Source organism: Peptoniphilus genitalis (genome assembly GCF_023614525.1).
Lineage (GTDB): Bacteria > Bacillota > Clostridia > Tissierellales > Peptoniphilaceae > Peptoniphilus_A > Peptoniphilus_A genitalis.
Genome location: NZ_CP097885.1, coordinates 1,738,224 through 1,762,345, shown reverse-complemented (window position 1 = coordinate 1,762,345; position 24,122 = coordinate 1,738,224). Strand labels below are relative to the sequence as shown.

The following is a 24,122-nucleotide window of genomic DNA, read 5'->3' as shown; positions in this document are numbered from 1 at the left end:
TTGTTAAGTATATAATTAATTGCCCTGTTTGTCAATTTTACTCACTTTAAACTATCTAAATAATCTTTTATATTTCTTTCATAGCCAATTTCTTTTGGCTCATAATATTTTTTTCCCTTAAAATTATCTGGCATGTATTTTTGATCCACATAGGCATTTTCATAATCATGTGGATATAAGTATTTTTCATCAGTTTCATTTTGCGGGTTTCTCTTATCCCTTATATACTTTGGTATATCAATGTTATTTGATTTTTTTACATCTTCCATAGCCTTATTTATTCCACGATAAGCTGCGTTAGATTTTTCTGAAGTTGCGAGATAAGTAGCTGTTTGTGCCAAAATTATTCTTGCTTCAGGCATCCCCACTGCATTTATATTGTTAAAACAAGCTGCAGCTACTTGTATAGCTTCTGGATTTGCATTTCCCACATCTTCTGATGCAAAAATTATAAGTCTCCTTGCAATAAATTTTATATCTTCGCCGCCTTCTAGCATCTTTGCAAGATATATCAAAGCAGCGTCAGGATCAGAACCCCTCATAGACTTAATAAAGGCCGAGATTGTGTCATAGTGCTCGTTGTTATTCTTATCGTACTTTACGTTTTTAATAAGTAGTGAGTTCTCAATAACATCTCTATCAATTAAAATTTTCCCATCAACTTGATCTGTGGAAAGAACTGCAATTTCTAAGCTATTTAATAAATATCTTCCATCTCCATTGGAGTTTTTTATTAAAATATGCCTTGCTTCTTCAGTTATTACTATATTCTTCTTTCCAAGTCCACGTTCTTTGTCACTTAGAGCCCTACCCATCATATCTTCAAGGTCTTTATCTTCAAGTGGATGTAAGTTTATTATTTGCATCCTGGATAAAAGAGCCCTATTTACTTCAAAGTAAGGATTTTCAGTTGTAGCACCAATTAGACTTATTACTCCCCTTTCAACAAAAGGCAAAAGAGCATCCTGCTGACTCTTATTGAACCTGTGGATTTCATCAATAAAAACTATAGTTGCTACGTTGTCAAACTTCATAGAGTCTTCAGCCTTGGATAAGACCTCTCGTAGTTCTTTTAAATTCGAAGTTACAGCAGAGAGTTTTACAAAGTTTTTGTTTGTGGTCCTAGCAATAATTTCTGCTAGAGTTGTCTTCCCAACACCAGGAGGACCGTAAAATAAAACTGAAGTTAGCCTATCACTTTTTATTAATCTTGAAAGGTATTTCCCTTCTCCAATAATATGGTCTTGACCAAAAAATTCTTCTAGAGTCCTTGGCCTCATCCTATCAGCAAGAGGGGCCTTGGTCTCCAAATTTTTTTGCATACTAAGTTCGAATAAATCCATATTAATTCTTCTTTTTTACAAAGTTTTCTAATTCGTCAATAAAGGATTGAAGGTCTTTGAATTCTCTATATACGGATGCAAACCTAACATAAGAAACTTCATCAAGATCTTTTAACTCATCCATTACCATTTCTCCAACTTCAAGAGAACTAATCTCCTTCTTCATAGAGTTTTCAATTTTCTTTTCTATATTATTAACGGCTTCTTCTATATCAGCAGCAGAAACAGGTCTCTTTTCACAGGACTTAATCATTCCCCTAATAATTTTTTCCCTATCAAAGGCCTGTCTGTTTCCATCTTTTTTTATTACCATAATTGGTGACTGTTCAATTTTTTCATAGGTTGTGAATCTCTTTTGACATTTTAAACATTCACGTCTTCTTCTAATTGTATTACCTTCATCAGTTGGTCTTGTATCTAATACTTTGGAGTCATCGTATCCACAAAAAGGGCATTTCATACTTTTCACCTCATTCAAATAAGGTCCAAAAGGACCATTTAACTAATAATATCACTTAAAAATTTATTAATCAATTACAAGACAATATAAAAAAGCTGAGCCCTAAGGCCCAGCTAATTAATTTTGGTTTAATAAAAAATCTTATGAAATACTTTGTGCAATATTTAAGAATATTGTTATAAATACTGAGTTTGTAATATCAATTGCAAAAGCTCCAACCATTGGAAGGATGAAGTATGCCTTTGGTGATGGACCAAATCTTTCAGTAATTGAGTCCATGTTAGCAAGGGCGTTATAAGTAGCACCCATACCAAATCCACACATACCGCCAGCAAGTACTGCTGCATCATAATTTTTGCCCATTGCCCAGAATGTTATAACATAAGCAAAGAAAATCATAAATATAGTTTGAGCAAATAGGATAACAAGCATTGGTCCTGCAACTTCTTTAAGGTCAATTAAGTTAATATCGATTAAAGCCATTACTAGGAATACATTTAGTCCAACGTCTCCACAAATAGAGTTAGCTCTTTGGTTAACCATAAGACGTCCTTCTTTGCCAATTGTGTTAACAAAGATACCTGCAATAATCATTGAAGTTACGTATGCTGGTAAGTTTAATTCTTTGCCCATGATTGATACGTGAGTCCTTATGAACTCTTGAAGTATTGAACCAAATCCAATTGATACGAAGATTAGTCCAAGAACTTTAATGAAGTCTCCAGCTTGAAGAGGTATTACCCTTTCATAGCCATCACCAGCGTTGTTTTCTTCTAAGTTTTCAAGAACATCATCGTAGTTTGAAGATTTACTCTTATTTCCAGAAAGATTCTTTCTGTTAATAAGTGTTGATCCTACTGGTCCTCCTATTAAAGATCCCATGATAACACCAAAAGTTGCTGCTGCAAGTCCAAAAGTCTTTGCATTATCAAGACCTAATTGAGCAAAGGTACTTCCCCAAGCTCCTGCTGATCCGTGACCACCAACCATAGTAACTGAACCACAAATAAGTCCAAGAAGAGGATTTTGTCCTAATACCTTAGCAAGAACAAGTCCTATAGTATCTTGTCCTAGAACTAATATTGCTGAAATTAACCAGAATATTAAGAATCCCTTTCCACCCTTCTTTAATGTGTCAAGGTCAGCCCCAACACCAATTGCAGTAAAGAATACCATCATAAATGGATTTTGTAGTGCTTGATCAAATTCAAAAGTTGCTATGCCTCCAATTTGCAATAAGAATCTAATAATTGCAAATAAAAATCCCCCAATTACTGGTGCTGGGACGCAAAACTTTTGAAAAAAGTTAATCTTACTTCTTAAATATTTACCTATGTAGTAAACCATAATTGCAAATCCTACCGTTTGCATTAAGTTAAATGAAAAATTCATTTTTACCTCCTTTAATTTTTTCGCACAAGGGATATTATAACAAATAAAATTTAAAAAATAAAAATTTTTTTATTTTTTTTCTAAAGTTTAATTTTATTATTATTTTTTGTTAGTATTATAAATTAATTTATAATTTTTTACCGATTAGTAATCATTAATTCTTGAGTTTTTTACATTTAATTTATTTTGATGCTTTTATAATCGAATATAGTTTTTGATTTTAAATTATTCTTGTAAAAACATTTTCATTGAATGTAATTGTGTATCTATTCTTCATGATTTTGTATTAAAAAATTTCTAAACTATTTCTACTTTTTTAACTAAATTGATAAGCTTGTACTTGAAAATATAATTTTATTTTTTATTTAAACACTGCTGATGAAAATTTTTTAATCAATCTAATAAATTTTTCAATAAAAAAAGGACATTGTCTCCAATGTCCTAAATCTTTAATTAAATTATTTTCTATTAATTCTTAAGAAAGAAGGGATTTTAAGTTCTCCATTATCTTCATCATCATTGTCTTCAAGCGATTCGATGGGAGATTTTTGACCTAAATCTAGCTTTTTATCCTTTTTATCTTTCTTGTCATCCTTGTATTGATCAAATTCAGTAGCTATAACTGTAATCTTAACTTCATCCTTAAGTGATTCGTCGATTCCTGCACCAAAGATAATATTAGCATCTTCAGATACACAATCTCTAATAAGATCAGCTGCTTCATTAACTTCAAAAATACCAAGGTCTGAACCTGCTGTAATGTTAAGAAGAACAGATTTTGCTCCTTCGATTGAAGTTTCTAGTAGAGGAGAGTTTATTGCAAGTTTAGCTGCTTCTGTTGCTCTGTCATCACCAGATGCACGTCCAATACCCATGTGAGCAATGCCCTTGTCATACATAATTGTCTTAACGTCTGCAAAGTCAAGGTTGATAAGGTTAGGAACAGATATTAGATCTGAGATACCTTGAATACCTTGTTTTAATATATCGTCTGCCATTTCAAAGGCTTGTGAGAAGCTAGTCTTTTTATCTGCAATACTTAGAAGTCTGTCGTTTGGAATTATAACTAATGTGTCAACTTTTCCCTTAAGAGCATTAATACCTAATTCAGCTGATTTTGCTCTCTTTCTACCTTCAAAAGTAAAAGGTTTTGTAACAACACCAACAGTAAGTAGGCCTAATTCTTTTGCTACATCTGCAATAACAGGAGCAGCACCAGTACCAGTACCTCCACCCATTCCTGCAGTGATAAATACCATATCAGCACCATCTAGTGCTTCTCTAATTTCATCTAAAGATTCTTCAGCAGCTTGTTCACCAATTTCTGGGTTAGCACCTGCTCCAAGTCCCTTAGTAATTTTTTCTCCAAGTTGAATTTTTGTTTCAGCATTTGAATTCTTAAGTGCTTGTCTATCAGTGTTGAATACTAAAAACTCAACGCCCTTTACACCAGCGTCAATCATTCTATTAACAGCGTTATTTCCGCCGCCACCAACGCCAACTACTTTAATTTTGGCAAAATCGTCTTGGTCCATATCGAATTCCAACATAAACATCCTCCTCGTATACTAAATAATTATTTTTATATTCATTACTACCATTTTATAGAAATAGTGTGGAATAGTCAATATATAAAGGTTAAAAGTGTCCTTTAAATTGTATTTTATCTAATCCTGATTTATTTCTCTATAAGATTTATTTTTGTTTTCTTCTTTTTTTAATTTTTTGTTTTCTTCTTGGTCTGATTTAGAATCTGTTTCTCCATCAGTAATGAGAATTGGGCTGTCTCCCTTTTCCATTTGAATTAAAATTGCATTTTTATTTGTAGTGCTAATATCCTTTAAAATTAAGGAAAGCATCTTTAGTTTGTAGTCAATATTAGAATATGATCCAAATTCAATTTTAATTCCATCAACTGTAGTAAAGGTTGAAATAGAATCAAGAAGTTCTATGTCTCTAATATTTCCACGAAGTGAGTACTCGTCATTTCTTAGTTCTAATAAGAGATCTCTCTTCTCTCGGTCTTCTTTGTTTGTAAGTATATAGTTACCAGCTTGTGGGTTTTCTACATTAAAACCAGATAAATTAACTAAGTTGTCTCTTTTTTTATCTGAGTTTTCAAGAATTCTAAAGTTATCATCAACTAATAAGTAGTCATTTACATCTAATTGGTAATAAGGAACTCTTTCCTTTACCCTAATTGTCACTCTTCCCTTTAAGTTGTAAGAAATCTTAGCATCTTCTATATAGGGAACGCTTTTTAGTTTTTTAACTCTGTCTTTTTTTGATACGACAAAAAATTTACTTCCCTTATGTAAGCCAGAAACTTTTTTTATTTTAGCAGCACTTACATTTTTGTTACCCTCTATGCTGATACTTGTCACATTAAAAAAATTTGAGTTTTTTAGTGCAAAAATTATCAAAAAAATGAAGGAAAAGAATATAAAAAACCTGCTAAAAATTCTAAAATATCTTTTCTTTTTATTCAGTTTTCTTTTTTTCTTTTCCATCTTTTTCATAAAATCACTTTAAAATAATATCTACTATTTTTGAAACAGCTTTAGGACTAGCGAGTTTTTTTGAATTTTTCGCCATCTCATTTCTTTTCTTATCATCATCAAGAATTTTATTTATTTCATCTAAAAGTGTCTTACCATTTAAGTCCTTCTCTTCAATAACTGTAGAAGCACCCATGTTTTTGTAACTCATGGCATTGTAGTATTGATGATTGCCTGCAGTGTAAGCCTTTGGAATTAAAATAGATGCAAGACCTAGTGCAGAAATTTCTGCAAGAGTCATAGCAGATGATGATGCTATAACAAGATCAGCACTTGATAGGTAATCATAAACTTTATGTGTGTAATCTAATATTTCTACATTATCAGGAAGTTCATCTAGCTTTTCCATAAAAGCTTTATAATGTTCCCTACCAGTAACATGAGTTAACTTGAAGGGAAGTTCCTTGTTTTCTTTTAGGATTTCTAAAATTGCATCATTTGTTGATTCTTGTCCACCGGATCCTCCAAAGGAAAATACAAATTTTTCTTGGTCTTTAATATTTAATCCTTCTCTAGATTTAGCTCTATCTAAATGAGAGAATACATCTCTTACCGGATTACCTGTGAAGATGATGTTGTCATTGTCCAAATACTTTTTAGCTTCCTCAAAGTTAATAAAAACATAGTCAGCCTTCTTGGCAAGAATTTTATTAGTCTTGCCTGGGTAGGCATTTTGTTCTTGTACTACTGTCTTTATCTTTTTTTGTTGAGCCTTAAAAACTATTGGAGCACAAACATAGCCACCAGTTCCAATTACATAGTCTGGTTTAAAGTTATTAAGTATCTTGTTACACTCCCTCAATCCCTTCATGAGATTAAAGAAAGTTATAACTGTATCTTTGTTTAATTTTTTTCTTGGAAGACCAGAAATATCAATTCCCTTAAAGTCAAAATTATACTTCTTAGCTAATTCTTCTTCTAAGGAATTTTTCTTTCCAACATAAAGAATCTCTGCTTCCTTATCCTTCTTTTTAATTTCTTCTCCAATTGCTAGGGCAGGATATATATGTCCCCCAGTACCGCCACCGGATAAAATGTATTTCATAGTGTGCCTTCTTTCGAAATTTTTAATAATATTGCTGTTGATACAAGTGCCATTACAAGAGCTGTACCCCCATAAGAAATAAAGGGTAAAGTTATACCAGTTACTGGTAGGATCTTTGCACAAACCCCCATATTAAAAAAGGCTTGGATACCAATGTAGGTTGTCATACCAATAGCTGTAAACTTATCAAAATAATTAGTTGCCTTAAAAGCAATCATGTATCCCCTGTAAATATATATTATAAATAATAATATTACTATAAAAGTTCCAATAAAACCAAATTCTTCTGCAATTACAGAAAAAATAAAGTCAGTATAGGCTTCTGGTAGGTTAGTGTACTTTTGTCTAGACCTAAATAAACCTACACCAGAATAGCCTCCTAGGGCAAAGGCATATAAGGACTGCCTTGATTGATAAAGGGCTGCTGATTGGTAGTCTGTAGAATCAGATACAAATCCTAGAATTCTCATCATTCTAAACTTATTCTCAGGGTCCTTTAGGATTACAAATATTAATCCTATCCCTAGTACCACCAAAAACATAAACTGTTTCTTTGTAATTCCACTTGCTAATAGGATAGCAAAAAGTGCTACACCAATAACGACAGCAGTTGAGAAGTCCTTGATCATAATTGGTCCAACAGAAATACCCATTATCCCTACTGCCATTAAAAAAGTCTTTCTATCTCTTAGGGAGTAGATATTCTTAGCCAAGTACTTTGCTAAATATATTATTGAAGACAATTTCAAAATATCTGACGGTTGAAATCTAATTATTTTTAAATCTAGCCATCTTACCTGTCCCTTTGACTTGTCCCCAAGTGGTGACCATAAAAGAAGTATTAAAATGATACTCATAGGAAATATCCATTCAATATTTTTATAAATCACTGCTCTTGGCATTTTTATTATCATAAAAAGGGCTATAATACCTATCACTAAAAAACCCGATTGTCTTGCCAAATAATGGAAACTGTTAAGATTGTATTTTTTTGCCGTTGGAAAGGAAGCTGATGTAACTGCTACAAGACCAATTACAATTAGAAAAATTGTAGCCAGAAGAAGCATCAAGTCAATATCTTTTATTTCCTTTTTTAACTTCATCTACATCAACTCTTTTACAAGGTCCTTAAAGTGTTGACCCCTCACTTCATAACTCTTATACATATCCCATGAAGCGCATGCTGGTGAAAGCAAAACATCATCACCCTTAATGGCAAGTTTTTTTGCAAGCTCTACTGCTTTTTTTAGGTCCTCTGTAATATAAAACTCTACTCCATGATTTTTACATGAATTGGAAATTTTTTCTGCTGTTTGACCAAATAAAATTGCTGTCTTTAATTTATCCTTAGATTTTTCTATTAAATTATCAAAATCTGCGCCCTTGTCATAACCGCCAGCGATTAAGACTACATCTCCATCCATGGCAGCTACAGCAACTTCAGTAGAGTCTGGGTTAGTTCCCTTAGAGTCGTTATAATATTTTACTCCATCAACTTCTCTTACAAATTCAATCCTGTGTTCAACTCCAGTAAAAGATGCAATTGATTTTTTTATTACGTCTAAATCAATCTTCAAAATTTTGCATGCAATTACTGCAGCCATAATATTTCTTATATTATGATCTCCAGGAATCTTTATGTCTTTAACATCTAAAATTTCTTCAGTTTTATCTCCATCGGTAAAATAAATTTTACCTTGGTCAAGGTAGGCTCCCTTTTCAGAGGTTTTTTCCATAGAGAAATAATATTTTTCTGCCTTTAAATTATATTTTTCTGCAAGTTCTTTGTCTTCATAATTTAAAATTGCAAAGTCATTTTCATCTTGGTTTTTGAAAATCTTAAACTTAGCATCTACATAGTTTTGTCTAGTCTTGTGCCAGTCCAAGTGGTCACTTGTAACATAAGTTAGCACTGCAATGTGTGGTTTAAAATCTACGGTATTCTCTAATTGGAAGGAAGATGCTTCTATTACAACATAATCTTCAGGCTTGGCTTCTCTAGTTATTTCAAGAATTCCTCTACCAATATTTCCAACAACATAAGTCTTTGCTACCCTTCTTAGGATGTCCCCAAGAATTGTTGTTGTTGTAGTCTTTCCATTAGTACCAGTAACTGCAAGTACATTTTTTGTTTTTAAGTTTCTATAGCTAAGCTCAATATCAGAAATAATTTCAATATTCTTTTCCCTAGCTTTTTCTAAAAGTTCATGGAAGGGATAAATTCCTGGACTTTTTACTATTAAATCAATATTATCAAGATCTTCATCTTTGAAAATAATAAAATCTTCTTCAACATTTAATTTTTGTAGGTCTTGATTGCTATCATAGACATAAATTTTGCATGGAAATTCTTTTAAAAACTTTAGGGCTGTTTTTCCAGTAACACCAAAACCCATTATTAATATATTTTTGTTTTCTAACATCTTAAATCACCTAAAATAAAATTAAGTAGGAAATCACACAAAGTATAACTTCTACTAATGAAAATACTGCAACTATTTTTTTCTCATGCCATCCCTTGTGTTCAAAATGATGGTGAAGCGGTGACATAAGGAAAACTCTCTTCCCCCTAGTTTTAAAACTAACTACTTGAATTATAACTGAAAGTGTTTCTATAAAATAAATTCCACCAGCAATAGGTAAAATTAAGGGCACATTTAAAAGAAGTGCAATTGCAGATATTGCTCCACCTAGGGCAAGAGATCCTGTATCTCCCATAAATACCTTAGCTGGAAACTTGTTATAGTGTAAGAAGCCCATTAGAGCTCCTGCTAGTGCTAAGCAAAATCCTGCAATTTCATATCTTTGAAATTTAATTGCTACAAAATTGAAAAACATAAGACAGATAATTGTCACACTAGATGAAAGACCATCTAGTCCGTCAGTTAAGTTTACTGAATTTACTGTTCCAACAATTACAAAAATCACAAAAGGAATATAAAGAAATCCTATTGACCTATAATCTTTTAAGAATGGAATATAAAGGTCTGTTCCCATTTCCTTAGAATTGTATTGATAAATTATTAAAATAACCGCAACTAAGATTTGAAGAAGTAGCTTTTGGTAAGCACGTAGGCCAAGATTCCTCTTCATAACAACCTTGATGTAGTCATCAATAAATCCTACTGCCCCAAAGGCAAGAGTTGAAAATAGTATCATTAAAACTGACAACTTGAAATTTGCAGTTACAAGGCTAGTTATTATTACTGATGCTAAAAATATTAAACCACCAATTGTTGGAGTCCCACTTTTTACCAAGTGAGACTGAGGTCCATCTTCTCTTATACTTTGTCCTGCGTGTAATCTTTTTAATATTGGAATTATAAGTCTTCCCAAGACTATGGAGAGAACAAATCCCAAACCTATATTAATTAAATAATTCATTATACTTTAACCTAATCCCTTTTATTTTTATTACTTTCTTTGTTATTATTTTCTAAATTTTCTTTAGATTTTTTCTTTTTACTTTTAGATTTCTTAATTTCTTTATTGTTTTCTTTATTCTTCTTATTTACTTCAGACTTTTTTTCACTATTATAATTTTTTTCCTCATTAAAAGACTTATTGTTAGAATTTTCTTCACTAGGCTTATCAAAATCCTCATCTATTTTTGAGTAATTAAGTGTGACGCTTTCGCTGCCACTTAATTTTTGTCCAGGTCTTGGACTTTGTGATATAAAGTCGCCATTTCCCTTGATATTATACTCTAAATTCATAGAATTTAAAATAGATTGGCTTTCTTTTCTAGTCTTCTTGCTAAGGTCAGGCATTATTAATAGACCACTGTCCTTATCATTAACTGCAAGGTCAACTATAGTATCTTTTAATACATAGGATCCTGCCGATGGACTTTGGTTAGTAACAACAGAATATGGTAAGACATTTTCTGAATTGTTGTTAAACCTAAGTCCAGAATCAATTAATATCTTTCCTGCATCTTCAAGAAGGAGTCCTCCTACATTTGGAACAGAAATAAACTCATCTTTTTCATCAACTTCTTCAGTTTTTTGAATTTTCATATAGTTAAGAGACTTTTCCAATACATCTTGAACTACTGGAGCTGCAACTACACTACCAAGTATCCCTCCCTTAGGATTGTTAATAACAACAAGAACTGTTAATCTCGGATCATTTAGAGGCGCTACACCAACAAAGGATGAGTTATAGGCTTCAAGATAACCAGTAGGTGTTGCAATATTAGCAGTACCAGACTTACCTCCAACGATGTATCCCGGTACTTGTGCACGCTGACCTGTACCCTTTTCGACTACTCTTCTCATCATCATCTTCATCTTGTCAGAAGTTCCCTCAGATATTACCCTTCTCCTAAGCTCAGGTCTTTTTCTTTCGATTACATTACCATTGGCATCTACTATTTCCTTTATAAGAGTTGGTTTATTTAAGAAACCTCCATTGGAGATTGCACTTACTGCATTTATAAGTTGTATAGGAGACACAGCAATTGAGTGTCCATAGGACATTGTTGCTAGATTAACCTTACTTATATCCTTATAGGACCTTGGAACAATACCAATGGATTCACCATAAAGCTCTATTCCAGTTTTTTTACCAAAACCAAAGGCCTTGATATACTTTAAGAACTTTTCAGCTCCCAAGTCTTGACCGACTTGAATCATAGTCATGTTACAGGATTCTTCTATGCCCTTGGCAAGAGTCTTTTTCCCCCTAGTGCGGCTTGTACAAGTTAACCTACTATTGCCCATAACCATTGCTCCGTTACAAACATATTGTGAATCAGGTTGGGCTGTGTTTTCTTCTATTGCAGCAGCTGCTGTTATAAGTTTAAAAATTGAACCGGGCTCATACTGGTCATTGACATTAAAGTCTCTCCAGTTGTCGTAGAGGATGTCCATCTTTTCTTCTTCACTTAATTTATCCCACTCCTCTTCTTGCTTTTCATTAAGAGGTGCCCTTGGATCATTTAGGTTGTAGTCATCCTTAGTTGTCATCGCCAAGATTTCTCCAGTCATAGTATCTTGAACTATGATAGAAACCTTGTCTGCCATATTTTCCTTTTTTGCATGTAAAGCTGCAGTTTCTGCAAACTGTTGGATGTTTGAATCAATTGATAAAACTACAGAATAACCTTCTTTTGGTGCATAGGTTTCCTCATCTGTAAGAGGAATTTTATTTGAAGCGTTGTCCTTTAAAGATACATTCTTTCCAGAGATCCCTGATAATTCTTCGTCAAAGGATGCCTCAATCCCATATTGACCCACATTTTCATCATTAGTAAAGCCAATAACATAAGATGCCAAGTTGTTAAATGGATATAGCCTTCTTGTTACATCATCTATAGACATAGGAATGAGGTTGGATTTTTTATTATCTTTTTTTTCTTTATTTTCTTTTATAATTTGTAATCTTAAGTCCTTTAATTCTTGGGCCTTGCCCCTTTCAATGTTAGTAGCAAGTCTTACAACCTTGTCACCTTCCATCTTGGACCTAATCTCATCATAGTCTATACCAGTTACATCAGAAATTGTTTTTGCATCTTCGTCATATAACTTTTCTTTCCTGTTTTTGAAATCACTTTCGCTTTCGTCCTTTCTCTCCTTCAAATAATCCATGTCGTAAAAGACATTACACTTAGTTATGTTAATTGCCATCTCTTTCTTGTTTCTGTCATAGATTATTCCACGATTAGAGTTTATGACCTCAGTCTTTGTTAATTGGTTTAAGGCTGCGATAGTTAATTCTTCTGACTGGACTATTTGAATCCAGAGAAGTTTTGCGATTAATATTACAAACAAAAAAGCTAGAAAGATAAAAAATACAAATATGAATCTATTGGCATTGTTAGTCTTGCTCTTAAATCCATTTTTCATTTTTTTATCTCTAGCTTTCACTTTATTAGTTTTCAATTATATCCTCCTAATCTCTTGTAAAAGACCTGAGGACAGAGACAATTGGACTCAAAAATACGTTGTAGTTAATGTCTCCCACTTTTTCTTCTTCCCCTGAATCAATGTAAACTATTTGGTCTTCTGAAGGATAAACCATTCCAAGTTTATACATTGCCTCTTCTGCTATTTGAGCAGATGACTTTACAGCTTTAATATCGCCTACAAGAGTTGTTTTTGTTTTATTTAATTCTTCAATTTCAGCCTTTTGTCTCAAGATTTCCCTGTCGAGACCTGCAACTTGTGAATAAAGAATAATAACAGCTGCAAATATTATAATAACAATTGCTATTGTAAAAATAAAAGGCCTATTATTTAAAAGTCGATTTCTATATATATTATAACTTTTATTTGAAATTTTAGTTAATCTTTTTGCCATTTTACACCTCTAATTTTTCGGCAATTCTTAGTTTCGCTGAGTGAGATCTATTATTTTCTTTTAATTCTTCTTCACTTGCAGTTATTGGCTTTCTAGTTAAAATTTTTATTTCTTTTTTCTTGTCACATGTACAAATTGGAGACGATGGAGGACAAATACAATCCTTTTCTAGGTATTTAAAGGCATTTTTCACTATCCTGTCTTCTAAGGAGTGAAAAGTTATTATTGCAATCCTCCCACCTGGGTTAAGTCTATGGACAAATCTCTCAATTGAGTCCTCAAGAACATCAAGTTCCCTATTAACTTCAATTCTCAAGGCTTGAAAAGTTCTCTTTGCTGGATGAGGTCCATTTCTTCTTGCAGAAGCTGGAATAGCATTTTTTATAATTTCAACAAGTTCAAAAGTTGTCTCTATGTTTTTCTTTTTTCTCTCACCTACAATGAACTTGGCAATTCTTGCTGCCCACTTTTCTTCCCCATATTCTTTTATGATTCTTGTAATTTCACTTTCACTATAAGTATTTACAATGTCTCTTGCTGATATATCAAGTTCTTGATCCATCCTCATATCAAGTGGTGCATCAAACCTATATGAAAACCCTCTCTCAGGATTGTCAAATTGATAGGATGAAACTCCAATATCAAGGAGGACACCGTCGATTTTATCAATTCCAAGCTCATCAAGAGCTTTTTCAAAATTTATATAATTTAAGTTAAAAAATTCTACATTTTTATAGTCGGAAAGTCTTTCTTTTGCAACTTCAAGGGCTTCTATATCTTGATCTATTCCAATTAAAAGTCCAGATCCCTTTAGTTTTTTTAAGATTTCACGGCTGTGACCTGCTCCACCAAGAGTTCCGTCCAGATAGATTTTTCCTTCTCTTATGTTTAATCCTTCAATTGTTTCATCTAAAAGAACACTTTTGTGTGCAAATTCCATTATATTCCCAACTCCGACATTTTTTCAGCAAGCTCTTCATAGGATAGAGCTTCTTCTTCATTGTACTTATTCCAATTTTCCTCTGACCAAATTTCTGCCCTGTTTGAAAGTCCTATGATTACGCACTTGTCAATTAAGTCTGCATATTCTCTTAGGTGTTCACCAATTAGGACTCTTCCCTGCTTATCTAATTCGCAGTCCACTGCTCCAGAGAAAAATGTTCTCACAAAAGACCTTACAGCCTTGTTAGTCATTGGGAGTTCCTTTAACTTGTTTTCAATTTTCTCCCACTGGTCGCTTGGATATAAAAATAGGCAGTCGTCTAAACCCTTCGTCATTACAAAAGATGAAAGGTCTTCTCTAAACTTTGATGGAATTGTAACTCTTCCCTTAGGATCGAGGTTGTGTCTAAATTCACCTATTAACATAAAATTCTCCACTTTATTCCATTTTAACTATTTTTTACTCCACTTTGCTCCACCTAAGTTAATTTTACTACACAAAGTCCCTATTTTCTAGTGTTTTAATTAGTTTTCAAAAAATAGGACTATAGGCCCTAAAATTTTACTCTGAATAAAAAATATTTTCATAAAATACAATTTTTATTTCTGGGATAGGGGCTTTGGTCTATAAAATAAAAAATTATAATTCTTTTTAGTTTGTCTTTAATTGTTAATTAATAAATTTTTATAAGCTATTTAATTTTTACAAGTTAATAAATTTTTACGACTTCTTAAATTCTCACAAGCCTATAAACTCCTATGACTTCCTTGATCATCACGACTCAATAAATTATTACAAATTATTTAATCTTCACGAGTTAATAAATTTCTATAACTTCGTTGATTGTCATAAGCTCAATAATTTTTCAATAAGCAAATATATTTTTCCACAAAAAAAATCGACTATCTCTAGTCGATTTAATCTCTTATTATTTTATTTCTTTCCTATAAAGTAGAAATCGGAACCCTGACCTAGCTTTGAGTTAACTCCGTAGTCAAAACCATGAAGATCCATTATTGTCTTGACAATATAAAGTCCCAGACCAGTTCCAATCTCAGGTCTAGTGTGGTTGTCACGAACCCTATAAAATCTGTCCCAAATTCCCCTTATATCCTTTTCACTTATTCCTATTCCCTTGTCTATACAGTGGAATTCAGTTTCTTTTTCATCACCCTTGATTATTAATTTTATTTCCTTGTTAACTGGCGAATAATTAATGGCATTGTTGACCAAATTATAAATTACTCGGTTTATCTTAGACTTGTCTGCAAAAATTCTTGTATCACCAGAGGCTTCAATGTCAAACTTGTATGCTGTAAAATCTTTATTTATTTTAAACCTATCTAAGACTTCCTCCACAGAATCTTTAAGGTCATACTCTTCCTTCTTAATTTCTTCTAAGTTGGACTCCATCTTTGAGAGATCTAAAAGATCATTTACAAGATCTGTCAACTTATCAGCTTCGCTAATAATGGTTTCCAAGTGCTTATTTCGCAAAACTTCATTGGGACCAGATATATCCCTAATCATCTCTCCATAAGATTTTATAACTGTCAGCGGAGTCTTCAAGTCATGACTTACATTGGCGACAAGGTCCTTCCTCATTTCAATTGTCTTTGTGAGTTCATTCTTTGCATAGTTAAGAGTGTTGGATAGATCATCTATTTCAGTGTACTCTCCCTTCCTAAAAGTAACCTTGTAGTCCCCCTTAGCAAGCTCTTTGGCAGTGTTTGACATCCTAACAAGAGGTCTTGAAAGTCTCTTAGAAACAAAGTAGGCAGTGATAGATGCAAATATAAGTGACAAGAAGGAAATTATTATAAGTATTCTTCTAATTACATCAACAGTTGCATCTACGGGCTTTAAAACTGAGTTGATATAGAGATAATAGTCTTCTCCATCAGTTTTACCAAGATAACCTGCATAAATAATGGAAGGGTCCTTTAGGTTTTCATACCTAACTGTATAGATTTTATAAGTCCTGTTGTCCCTACTTAAGGATCCAAAAAACTTATCGAAATTATCCCAAATCATCCTTGGTCTCTCTACAAATTCATCGAATAATCTTAGAGGAAAGACCCAAGCTCCATTTTGATCCAAAACCTTTATCTCAAGTCCCTTAGTATTTGCATAGTTTGAAAGTTTAGTTTCAAAATCTTGTGACTTGTATTCACTCCTAAGTTCATTACCAACCTTTGTAACTTCACGAATTTTCATAGTTTCGTAAAAACTTGAAAGGAAAACTGTTTGAAAGAGCCAAATAGAAATTAAGATCAGTCCAGCGAAAAAGACAAAGTACTTCCACAGCTTAAAGAGAATGCTGTTTTTGTCTATTTTTATCCTCCTCACTTCTTTAATTTCTCGTATCAAACTTATATCCCACTCCTCTTACTGTAATAATAAATTTTCTGTACTCTTTAATAGAATTTCTAAGCATCTTTATGTGTGTGTCTACTGTCCTGTCTTCCCCGTAGAAATCATAACCCCAAACTTGGTTTAGGAGCTTATCACGAGAAAGAGCAATATTTTTATTTTTCACCATGTAGACTAAGAGGTCATATTCCTTAGGAGTTAGGTCAATCATTTCATCGTCAACAAATACAACACGACCATCTAAGTCAATTTTAAGTCCTTCAAACTCCATAGTCTTATTTTCTTCAACCTTGTTGTTACGATTTACAATTACATTGAGTCTAGCCATGAGTTCCTTTGGAGAGAAGGGTTTAGTAACATAATCATCTATTCCAATTTCAAACCCAAATAATTTGTCATATTCCTCACTTCTTGCCGACAGCATTAAGACGGGAATATTTTTTATTTTCTTTATTTCCTTGTAGGATGAAAAACCATCAAGCCTTGGCATCATAATATCCATTACAATTACATCGAAGTCTTCTTCTTTTACCTTATCAATAGCGTCAAGACCATCGACAGCTTCAACAACTTCGTGGCCTTCAAACTCTGCGTAGGTTCTTATAACTTCTCTAATGCTTTTTTCATCATCTACTACTAAAATTTTAAACATTTAATCACCAACTTAATTATAATAAGAATTTGTGAATTTTTGATGAAAGCTTTGTTAAGCCTCTTCTTATAAATTCTCTTTACATTTAATTTTATTATATCAATAAGATAAGTTTTTTGTTAGAATCTTTTCCTTTGATTAAAATTGCAATCTAAGCAAAATAAAAAAAGCCTGTAAGAATTTCTTACAGACTAAAATAATTTATTAAATTATACTTTGAATAATCTTTGACCCTGCAATAATTGTTCCAATTGATGAACCTAAGTTAGCAAGTATTACTACTAAGAGGGCTTTCAAAAACTTATTGTGAATCCATGACTTAAGATTAAATATGTCATCAGGAATATTATTTACGTCTTCAACTGTTGGCTTCTTTAAACTTGCTTCAACTAAACCTGCAAACCATCCACAAGCAAGGACTGGATTGATCGAAGTAAAAGGTGCTGCCACGAAAGCAGTTAATACACTTAGTGGATGTGGAAGACATAAAGCTGTAAAGACAGCAGCTAAGACTGAATTAAATATAAACCAGGATTTAATTTGAGATAAGCCCGTATTCATACTTTGCTTAAAGCCTAAGACTATTAAGATTACAATTAGGGCCGGTATTATCCAAGGCAAGAGCTTCCCAATTAAGGATTTAGGTGGAATCTTATTAAGCTCTTCAATATCTTGGTCCTTGAAGACTTCTTCTTCAACACCTGGCGTGTGGGCTGCTCCAAGAATAGCGACAACTTTTTTGCCTGGTGCATTCTTAATGTTATAAGCAAGGAACTTATCCCTCTCGTGCAAAAGTGTTGCGGCAATTTGAGGATAGTCCTTACCCATATCTTCAATAGCAAGTTCAAGATTATCTCTTTCGATTAATCTCTGAAGATCTTCCTCAGACACATCTTCGTCGTCATCAATGGACATTAAAGAGAAAAATAATTTTATTTTTTCAAAAAATCCCATTTTTCTCCAAATCCTCATGAAAGTTGTTTGAATACTTCTGTCAGCTAGGACTAAGTTGATTCCCATCTCTTCAGAAGCCTTAATACCTTCCATCATCTCTTGACCAGGTTTTGTTTTTAGTTTTTTTGCAATATTTTTTTGATATGATGAAAGAATTAGGTTTGCTATTAAAAGGGTAACCTTCTTCTCCTTTATAATATCAATAATATTTGTGTTCTTCCAAGCCTCAGGATTTTTTAAATTTTTATACCTTTGGTCGTCAAGCTCAATACATATTGAGTCAGGATTCTCTTCTTTTATAGTTTCCCTAACCAAATTAACACTTTCTTGTGAAACGTGAGCTGTTGGTATTAAAATAATTTCCTTTCCTTGGTAATCTATTCTAATTAATTGATCCTTCATTTTTCTCCTACGTAGAAGTTTTATTCTTTTTCTTCACTAATGGTGTAGGTTTTTTCATCTACACCCCTATAATAATTTGTAATCAGCTTCTTGCCTTCTATCTTCTCTGTCATAAATATCTTGTCCTTTGATTTAAACTTATTAAGACCATCTTCATTTTTTATCTCATAACCCTTTAGATAATTAATTGAAGAGTTTAAAATATCAAGACAAAGAGCATTTAAGATGTCTTCTTCATTGTCTTCTTTTTCTGTGTCTTTAACAACCTTAAGGTCTTTTAGATTTTTATTTTTAGAATTCTTATTTAATCCATAAATATTCTCATAAACTTCTAAAAGATTATCTTCTTTTTCTAAAATTTCCTCTTTTTCATCCTTTAACCTAGATATTTTAGAGGAATCATTTAAAAGAATGGACTTAAGCAAATAATTGTCTCCCTTTAATAAGTATTCTACAAGACCAAGATTTTCAAATCCCTTGATGTTGTGCTTTCCTATGGACCTGTTCAAGTCATAAGCATAGTGGGAGTCTATAAAAAATGTAAGAAGTCTTAAGTTGTCTTCCATATCCTCCCTAAGCAAATCCTTGTCAATAAAATTGCCTCTAAGAGGTGTAAAAGAATTTACTTTTTCTTTTGAAATTTCAAAAAATTTTAATTCTCTATTCTCTTCAAAGGGAATTAAAGAATCTCCCAATTCCCTATTGAGGTCTTCTATCTCTGTAGACTTGTTTTGTAAAACATCAAACTTTTCAATTTCACTTGATATTACATCAAGCTTTGAGTTTTTTAAGTTTATATCTTGGCTGAGATTTTTTATTTTTTCCTCTGTCTTATTTTTCTTTTCTAAGAGAGAAGAATTTTCTCTTGTTAAGTTAAAGTAAGAAGACTCCATGTATCTTAAGTTGGAAAAACCAAGATAAGAAAGTATAAGACTTAGAATTATAAAGAGAAAAGACAAAAAAGTTTTTTTATTTTCATTCATTTTTATCACTCTTTTCCAAGGCCCTTATAATTCCATAATTTTTATAGTATTCAGAAACTTTTTCATCTAAGAAGTTTTTTAAATATACTAATTTTTCTGATGATAGGTCACCAGTCTTAAAGGATTTCTCTTCCATTTCTTTGTAGATATCCAATAAATTGTTAAGATCGACGTATATTTCAGAGAAAGGCACCTTGTCATCCTTTATAAAGTTATAAATACTTGAAGAATATATTGATGCATAGAATACAAATAAATTTAGTTCCTTAGATGGTTTATTTTCTTTTATCAAATAAGAAGCAAATCCATCTAGGTCTTTAAAAAGGCTCTCAATTTCTAGGTCCTTATAAATATTCTTGTGCTTTTCAAGATTTTCTTCTCTACTTATACTTAAGAAGTCATCCACAATCCTATCGTAATTTTCTTTTTCATAAATATTTGAATTAAAAAATGCACCATAAGCTCTTAGTCTTTCTCTAACTTCAGATTTGATGGCCTTGTTCTTTTCTTCATAATCTGCTTTTATTTTTTTAATTTCCTCAGATTTATTGGCTTCAAATTGGTATCCATATTTTTCATAAAATTCTTGAGACTTTAAATTAAATTCAATGTCCAAGTCATCTATTTCTTTGTCAAAAGTCTTAGACTTATCTTCCAAAGACTTTATCTCTTGAGCCAAAGCCCTGTTTTCAGAAATCAGCCTTGTTGAAAACTTTTTGTTTGCAACAGAATATACAAAAAATAATACAGACAAGACTAGGATGCAAAGAGAAAAAATATAGAGAACCTTGTGCCAGTTTTTACTACTCATCTTTCACCTACATTTTTTCAATAAGAATGCTGGCTCCACTTGTCTTTCCAAAATTTTTATCAATACTCCTAAGTATAATAAAGGAAATAATAAAGGATAAAACCCCTGCTATGAGAGACATTAAGTCCTTGTTAGCAAGTCCCATCTTATTAAAAACATAATAAGATAAAGAAATTGCCGACATAAATAGGACTAGTGGCAAGCCATAAACTAAAAATTTGTAGGAAAGCACTGACTTGTCATTGGTTTTTATCTTGACTACATCTCCAACTTTTGCAGAAATTGTATTGTTAAACTCAAAGAGCTCTTGTTCAGATTCAGCGCACTTTGCATTACAAGACTCGCAAGATTCTCCGCAGGCACTTTCTCTAGTAAATTCCACAAATATTTTGTTGTTCTTTTGAGCTCTTACAATGCCAATACTTTCCATAAAATCACCTATTCTTAATCTTCAATTACCTTAATGTGGACTTCTTCTAATTGTTTTTCTGTAAGTTCTGTTGGCGCACCTGTTAATAGACAAGTTGCAGCTTGAGTTTTAGGGAAGGCTATTACGTCCCTGATACTCTTAGCTCCTGTAAATAACATTACAAGTCTGTCTAAACCATAAGCAAGTCCTCCATGTGGTGGAGCTCCATACTTAAAGGCTTCAAGAAGGAAACCAAATTTTTTCTTAGCTTCTTCTTCTGATAAGCCCAGTGCTTCAAACATTTTTTCTTGGACTTCTGGGTCGTTGATCCTAATACTTCCTCCACCCATTTCGTCACCATTTATAACAATGTCATAAGCCTTTGCTCTTGCATTTTCCTTGTCACTTACTAATTTATCCACGTCTTCATCAAGTGGACTTGTGAAAGGATGGTGCATAGCAACATATCTTCCTTCCTCTTCATCATATTCAAATAGAGGGAATTCTGTAATCCAAACAAGTTTATAGTCATCTTCGTCAATTAAGTCCATGTCCCTTGCAATTTTGTTACGAAGGTTACCTAGACCACTAAATACAACAGAATTTTTATCAGCAAGAATTAAAATTAAATCGCCTTTTTTTGCTTCAAAAGCAGAAATAATTTCTTGCATTGTTTCTTCTGAAATAAATTTAGCAATTGGCGAATCAATTTCTTCATCAACTCTTATCCAAGAAAGTCCCATTGCCTTATAGTCTTTTACAAAGGATTCTAGTTTTTTAACTTGCTTCTTGGAATAGAATTCACTTCCGCCATCAACTTTGATACCTCTAACACTCTTGCCTTTTTCTGTATTTCCTTCAAATACCTTGAAGCCGCAAGTTTTTACTATTTCAGAAATATCTTTTAATTCCATACCAAATCTAAGGTCTGGCTTATCTACCCCAAACCTATCCATGGCTTCAGAGTATTTCATCCTCTTAATAGGAAGTTCAATGTCTTTGTTAATTACTTCTTTAAACAATTTTTGAAGGAATCTTTCATTTATTCCCATTACATCTTCTTCGTCAACGAAGCTAAGTTCCATATCAATTTGAGTAAACTCAGGTTGTCTATTTGCTCTTAAATCTTCATCTCTAAAGCACTTAGTGATTTGAATGTATCTATCCATTCCTGCAACCATTAATAATTGCTTCATTAACTGTGGTGATTGAGGAAGAGCATAGAACTCGCCAGGGTTAACCCTACTTGGGACTAAGTAGTCTCTCGCTCCTTCAGGAGTTGGCTTAGTTAACATAGGAGTTTCAACTTCTATAAATCCATTATCATAGAAGAAGTCACGAGTAATCTTATAAATCTTTGAACGAATCATAAGATTTCTTTGCATACTTGGTTTTCTTAAATCAAGAGTCCTGTACTTAAGTCTCATGTTTTCAGCAACATTGTCATTGTCCTTGACATAAATTGGTGGAACTTCAGACTCATTTAAAATTTTAAGTTCACTAGCTAGGACTTCAACCCTACCAGTTTCTAATTCTTCATTGATTGAAGATCTCATACGAACTGCACCCTTGACAGCAATTACAAATTCTCCACGAAGGTGTGATGCCTTTTCTAAAAGCTCTTCTGATGAAGTATCGTCAAAAACAATTTGTGCAATTCCACTTCTATCTCTTAAGTCAACAAAAACTATGGATCCCAATGACCTTTGCTTTGCCACCCAACCCATTAGGACAACTTCTTTTGAAATCATATCTTCTGAAATCTCATTACAATAATTTGTTCTCTTGAGATTTCCCATTTTTTCAGCCATATTTCCTCCTAAAAATTAAACTCCAAGCCTCAAATGGTTTGGAGCTTATTCGTTAACATTTTTTATAATCGATTAGCCATTTATATTGTTTTTAATCCATAAAAATCTATTTTAATTATAAAACAAGGCCTGTCAAAATTCAACTTTAACAGATTCTCTTGTCGATTCTGTGAGAAAATCCTTGGATATCTTTCACCTTGTTTTCTCTCAAAAGTTTTTCCTTTACAAAGCCTGCTCCCTTATCCATGCCTTGGCAACCAGCAAGGAGTAATACATCATCTTGATCAAGTAAGTCAATAGCATCGTTAATTGACTCTTCGAGTGTGTCATATACTTTGCAAGCAATCTTATTCTTTTCTAAAATATCTTTAAAAACTTTTAGTTCTTCATCAGTTACCCTGTCCTTTTCCTTGACAGTATCTCTTGATAAGGTTGCAGTAAGGGATTTTGGATTTAAAACTTTTATCCACTTAACTAATCTTTCTGTAATTTCACGATTTACTTCAACCCCTCTCTTGCCCCTAATTGCATAGAGAATATTAAGATTTTTATAATCCATTTCCTTTAAGGTTTCCATAGTTGCGTCAATATTTTTTTCATTGGCGAAGTGGTCATCTAAAATTTTAAATTCTTCATCAAATATTAATTCAAATCTTCTCTCTACTCCCTTAAAATTTTTTAGAGCTCTCTTTATAGTTTCTGTATCAATTTTAAGACAGAGACCTATTATTATGGCAACAAGAGAATTCATTACAGATGAATAACCAACTGAACCAAGTTCGATTTCAAATTCAGATTTTTCTAAAATAAAATCTTTAATTTTTATGTCCCTATTTATCTTAAAAGTAAATTTTCCCTTACCAGTTGAAAGGTCAAGATTTTGAATTCCAAAGTCAGCGTCATTGTTTTCTAAAGAGAAGCTAAGAACCTTTGCCCTTGTCTTATCCTTTAGTGAGTAAATTTTTTCATCGTCTGCATTTAATATTGCAAGGGCATCTTCTTTTGCGTGTCTAATAAGTCTAGATTTAAATCTAAAATAATTTTCAAAACTTCCATGTTGATCAATATGTTCTCTGCCAAGATTATTAAAAGTTACAATATCAAAATCAATGTTTTTATTTCTATATAATTCTTGAGCAGATGAAGAGACTTCCATAGTCACATCAGTTACTCCCTTGTCCTTCATATCCCTGAAATAGGATTGAAGAGTTAAGGACTCTGGTGTTGTAAGTACAGATGGAATCATTACATCAGCATATCTTGTTAACACAGTTCCAATAATCCCTGTATTTCTTTTATCTTCTTCTAAAATAGAATTTACCATAAAGGCAGTAGTTGTCTTGCCATTAGTTGCAGTAATCCCTATTACATTCATATCTTTTGAAGGATCTTCATAGAAATTTCTTGCCATGTCTGCAAGGGCAATTCTTGAATTTTCAACTCTTATTTGTTTAATATCTTCCTCAGAGTAGTCTTCGACTACAGCAATTTCTGCTCCAAGTTCTCTTGCTTTCTTTATAAACTTGTGGCCATCTGTGACGTATCCTTTTATGGCAACAAAAATACCGCCCTCAACTACATCGTCTGTGTGAAAGGCGATATTTTTTATTTCTATTTCTTTATCAATTTCAAAATTTGCATCAATAATATCTAAATTATTTAAAATTTTTTCTAATTTCAAGC

General features: G+C 32.4%; 21 protein-coding genes. All 21 read right to left on the bottom strand.

All coding sequences use genetic code 11. The features are described 5' to 3' along the window. Positions 1-41 precede the first annotated feature (41 nt). Positions 42-1,343: a replication-associated recombination protein A gene (locus M9426_RS08420; RefSeq protein ID WP_060800103.1), complete on the bottom strand. Its 1,302-nt coding sequence runs from the start codon at positions 1,341-1,343 to the stop codon at positions 42-44. A gap of 1 nt (position 1,344) precedes the next feature. Next, a complete protein-coding gene (gene nrdR / locus M9426_RS08415) occupies positions 1,345-1,803 on the bottom strand; it encodes a transcriptional regulator NrdR (protein WP_005956710.1) in 459 nt (152 codons plus the stop codon). 141 nt (positions 1,804-1,944) lie between these two features. Next, positions 1,945-3,195 (bottom strand): sodium/glutamate symporter, encoded by a 1,251-nt coding sequence (gene gltS / locus M9426_RS08410; protein ID WP_250341964.1) that lies wholly within the window; start codon positions 3,193-3,195, stop codon positions 1,945-1,947. 458 nt (positions 3,196-3,653) lie between these two features. Further along, a complete protein-coding gene (gene ftsZ, locus M9426_RS08405) occupies positions 3,654-4,745 on the bottom strand; it encodes a cell division protein FtsZ (RefSeq protein WP_250341963.1) in 1,092 nt (363 codons plus the stop codon). 117 nt (positions 4,746-4,862) lie between these two features. Next, complete coding sequence (locus M9426_RS08400) at positions 4,863-5,714, bottom strand: cell division protein FtsQ/DivIB (protein ID WP_195443031.1); 852 nt, start codon at positions 5,712-5,714, stop codon at positions 4,863-4,865. Between the two features lie 4 nt (positions 5,715-5,718). Next, a complete protein-coding gene (gene murG, locus M9426_RS08395) occupies positions 5,719-6,798 on the bottom strand; it encodes an undecaprenyldiphospho-muramoylpentapeptide beta-N-acetylglucosaminyltransferase (RefSeq protein ID WP_250341962.1) in 1,080 nt (359 codons plus the stop codon). Next, positions 6,795-7,901 carry an FtsW/RodA/SpoVE family cell cycle protein gene (locus tag M9426_RS08390; protein WP_250341961.1) on the bottom strand — a complete coding sequence of 369 codons (1,107 nt, stop codon included), beginning with the start codon at positions 7,899-7,901 and terminating at the stop codon, positions 6,795-6,797. The genes murG and M9426_RS08390 overlap by 4 nt, the downstream gene beginning before the upstream one ends. Continuing rightward, positions 7,902-9,221, bottom strand: coding sequence for a UDP-N-acetylmuramoyl-L-alanine--D-glutamate ligase (gene murD, locus M9426_RS08385; protein ID WP_250341960.1), 1,320 nt, complete (start codon positions 9,219-9,221; stop codon positions 7,902-7,904). A gap of 10 nt (positions 9,222-9,231) precedes the next feature. Beyond that, positions 9,232-10,182: a phospho-N-acetylmuramoyl-pentapeptide-transferase gene (mraY, locus tag M9426_RS08380; RefSeq protein WP_250341959.1), complete on the bottom strand. Its 951-nt coding sequence runs from the start codon at positions 10,180-10,182 to the stop codon at positions 9,232-9,234. Positions 10,183-10,193: 11 nt separating this feature from the next. Next, positions 10,194-12,683, bottom strand: coding sequence for a penicillin-binding transpeptidase domain-containing protein (locus M9426_RS08375; protein ID WP_250341958.1), 2,490 nt, complete (start codon positions 12,681-12,683; stop codon positions 10,194-10,196). 10 nt (positions 12,684-12,693) lie between these two features. Then, complete coding sequence (locus M9426_RS08370; protein ID WP_060800093.1) at positions 12,694-13,101, bottom strand: septum formation initiator family protein; 408 nt, start codon at positions 13,099-13,101, stop codon at positions 12,694-12,696. A 1-nt stretch (position 13,102) separates the two neighbouring features. Then, positions 13,103-14,041 carry a 16S rRNA (cytosine(1402)-N(4))-methyltransferase RsmH gene (gene rsmH, locus M9426_RS08365; RefSeq protein WP_195443055.1) on the bottom strand — a complete coding sequence of 313 codons (939 nt, stop codon included), beginning with the start codon at positions 14,039-14,041 and terminating at the stop codon, positions 13,103-13,105. Further along, positions 14,041-14,469, bottom strand: a complete 429-nt coding sequence (gene mraZ, locus M9426_RS08360; protein WP_005956849.1) for a division/cell wall cluster transcriptional repressor MraZ — start codon at positions 14,467-14,469, stop codon at positions 14,041-14,043. The genes rsmH and mraZ overlap by 1 nt, the downstream gene beginning before the upstream one ends. Before the next feature lie 508 nt (positions 14,470-14,977). Beyond that, a complete protein-coding gene (locus tag M9426_RS08355) occupies positions 14,978-16,414 on the bottom strand; it encodes an ATP-binding protein (RefSeq protein WP_250341957.1) in 1,437 nt (478 codons plus the stop codon). Next, on the bottom strand, positions 16,398-17,069 hold the full coding sequence (locus M9426_RS08350) for a response regulator transcription factor (RefSeq protein ID WP_005956870.1): 672 nt from the start codon (positions 17,067-17,069) through the stop codon (positions 16,398-16,400). The genes M9426_RS08355 and M9426_RS08350 overlap by 17 nt, the downstream gene beginning before the upstream one ends. Before the next feature lie 204 nt (positions 17,070-17,273). After that, positions 17,274-18,425, bottom strand: coding sequence for a TraB/GumN family protein (locus M9426_RS08345; RefSeq protein WP_250341956.1), 1,152 nt, complete (start codon positions 18,423-18,425; stop codon positions 17,274-17,276). Positions 18,426-18,445: 20 nt separating this feature from the next. Then, positions 18,446-19,408: a hypothetical protein gene (locus M9426_RS08340; protein WP_250341955.1), complete on the bottom strand. Its 963-nt coding sequence runs from the start codon at positions 19,406-19,408 to the stop codon at positions 18,446-18,448. Then, positions 19,401-20,219, bottom strand: a complete 819-nt coding sequence (locus M9426_RS08335; RefSeq protein WP_250341954.1) for a hypothetical protein — start codon at positions 20,217-20,219, stop codon at positions 19,401-19,403. Before M9426_RS08335 ends, M9426_RS08340 begins: the two co-directional genes overlap by 8 nt. Before the next feature lie 7 nt (positions 20,220-20,226). Then, complete coding sequence (locus M9426_RS08330; RefSeq protein ID WP_250341953.1) at positions 20,227-20,649, bottom strand: SoxR reducing system RseC family protein; 423 nt, start codon at positions 20,647-20,649, stop codon at positions 20,227-20,229. Positions 20,650-20,663: 14 nt separating this feature from the next. Beyond that, complete coding sequence (gene aspS, locus M9426_RS08325; protein WP_250341952.1) at positions 20,664-22,439, bottom strand: aspartate--tRNA ligase; 1,776 nt, start codon at positions 22,437-22,439, stop codon at positions 20,664-20,666. A gap of 145 nt (positions 22,440-22,584) precedes the next feature. Beyond that, positions 22,585-24,120, bottom strand: coding sequence for a Mur ligase family protein (locus M9426_RS08320; protein WP_250341951.1), 1,536 nt, complete (start codon positions 24,118-24,120; stop codon positions 22,585-22,587). Between the last annotated feature and the right edge of the window lie 2 nt (positions 24,121-24,122).

Coding starts and splice junctions, on each gene's coding strand:
- M9426_RS08420 (WP_060800103.1), bottom strand. CDS start 1,343: ATGGATTTATTCGAACTTAGTATGCAAAAAAATTTGGAGACCAAGGCC.
- nrdR (WP_005956710.1), bottom strand. CDS start 1,803: ATGAAATGCCCTTTTTGTGGATACGATGACTCCAAAGTATTAGATACA.
- gltS (WP_250341964.1), bottom strand. CDS start 3,195: ATGAATTTTTCATTTAACTTAATGCAAACGGTAGGATTTGCAATTATG.
- ftsZ (WP_250341963.1), bottom strand. CDS start 4,745: ATGTTGGAATTCGATATGGACCAAGACGATTTTGCCAAAATTAAAGTA.
- M9426_RS08400 (WP_195443031.1), bottom strand. CDS start 5,714: ATGAAAAAGATGGAAAAGAAAAAAAGAAAACTGAATAAAAAGAAAAGA.
- murG (WP_250341962.1), bottom strand. CDS start 6,798: ATGAAATACATTTTATCCGGTGGCGGTACTGGGGGACATATATATCCT.
- M9426_RS08390 (WP_250341961.1), bottom strand. CDS start 7,901: ATGAAGTTAAAAAAGGAAATAAAAGATATTGACTTGATGCTTCTTCTG.
- murD (WP_250341960.1), bottom strand. CDS start 9,221: ATGTTAGAAAACAAAAATATATTAATAATGGGTTTTGGTGTTACTGGA.
- mraY (WP_250341959.1), bottom strand. CDS start 10,182: ATGAATTATTTAATTAATATAGGTTTGGGATTTGTTCTCTCCATAGTC.
- M9426_RS08370 (WP_060800093.1), bottom strand. CDS start 13,101: ATGGCAAAAAGATTAACTAAAATTTCAAATAAAAGTTATAATATATAT.
- rsmH (WP_195443055.1), bottom strand. CDS start 14,041: ATGGAATTTGCACACAAAAGTGTTCTTTTAGATGAAACAATTGAAGGA.
- mraZ (WP_005956849.1), bottom strand. CDS start 14,469: ATGTTAATAGGTGAATTTAGACACAACCTCGATCCTAAGGGAAGAGTT.
- M9426_RS08350 (WP_005956870.1), bottom strand. CDS start 17,069: ATGTTTAAAATTTTAGTAGTAGATGATGAAAAAAGCATTAGAGAAGTT.
- M9426_RS08345 (WP_250341956.1), bottom strand. CDS start 18,425: ATGAAGGATCAATTAATTAGAATAGATTACCAAGGAAAGGAAATTATT.
- M9426_RS08340 (WP_250341955.1), bottom strand. CDS start 19,408: ATGAATGAAAATAAAAAAACTTTTTTGTCTTTTCTCTTTATAATTCTA.
- M9426_RS08335 (WP_250341954.1), bottom strand. CDS start 20,219: ATGAGTAGTAAAAACTGGCACAAGGTTCTCTATATTTTTTCTCTTTGC.
- M9426_RS08330 (WP_250341953.1), bottom strand. CDS start 20,649: ATGGAAAGTATTGGCATTGTAAGAGCTCAAAAGAACAACAAAATATTT.
- aspS (WP_250341952.1), bottom strand. CDS start 22,439: ATGGCTGAAAAAATGGGAAATCTCAAGAGAACAAATTATTGTAATGAG.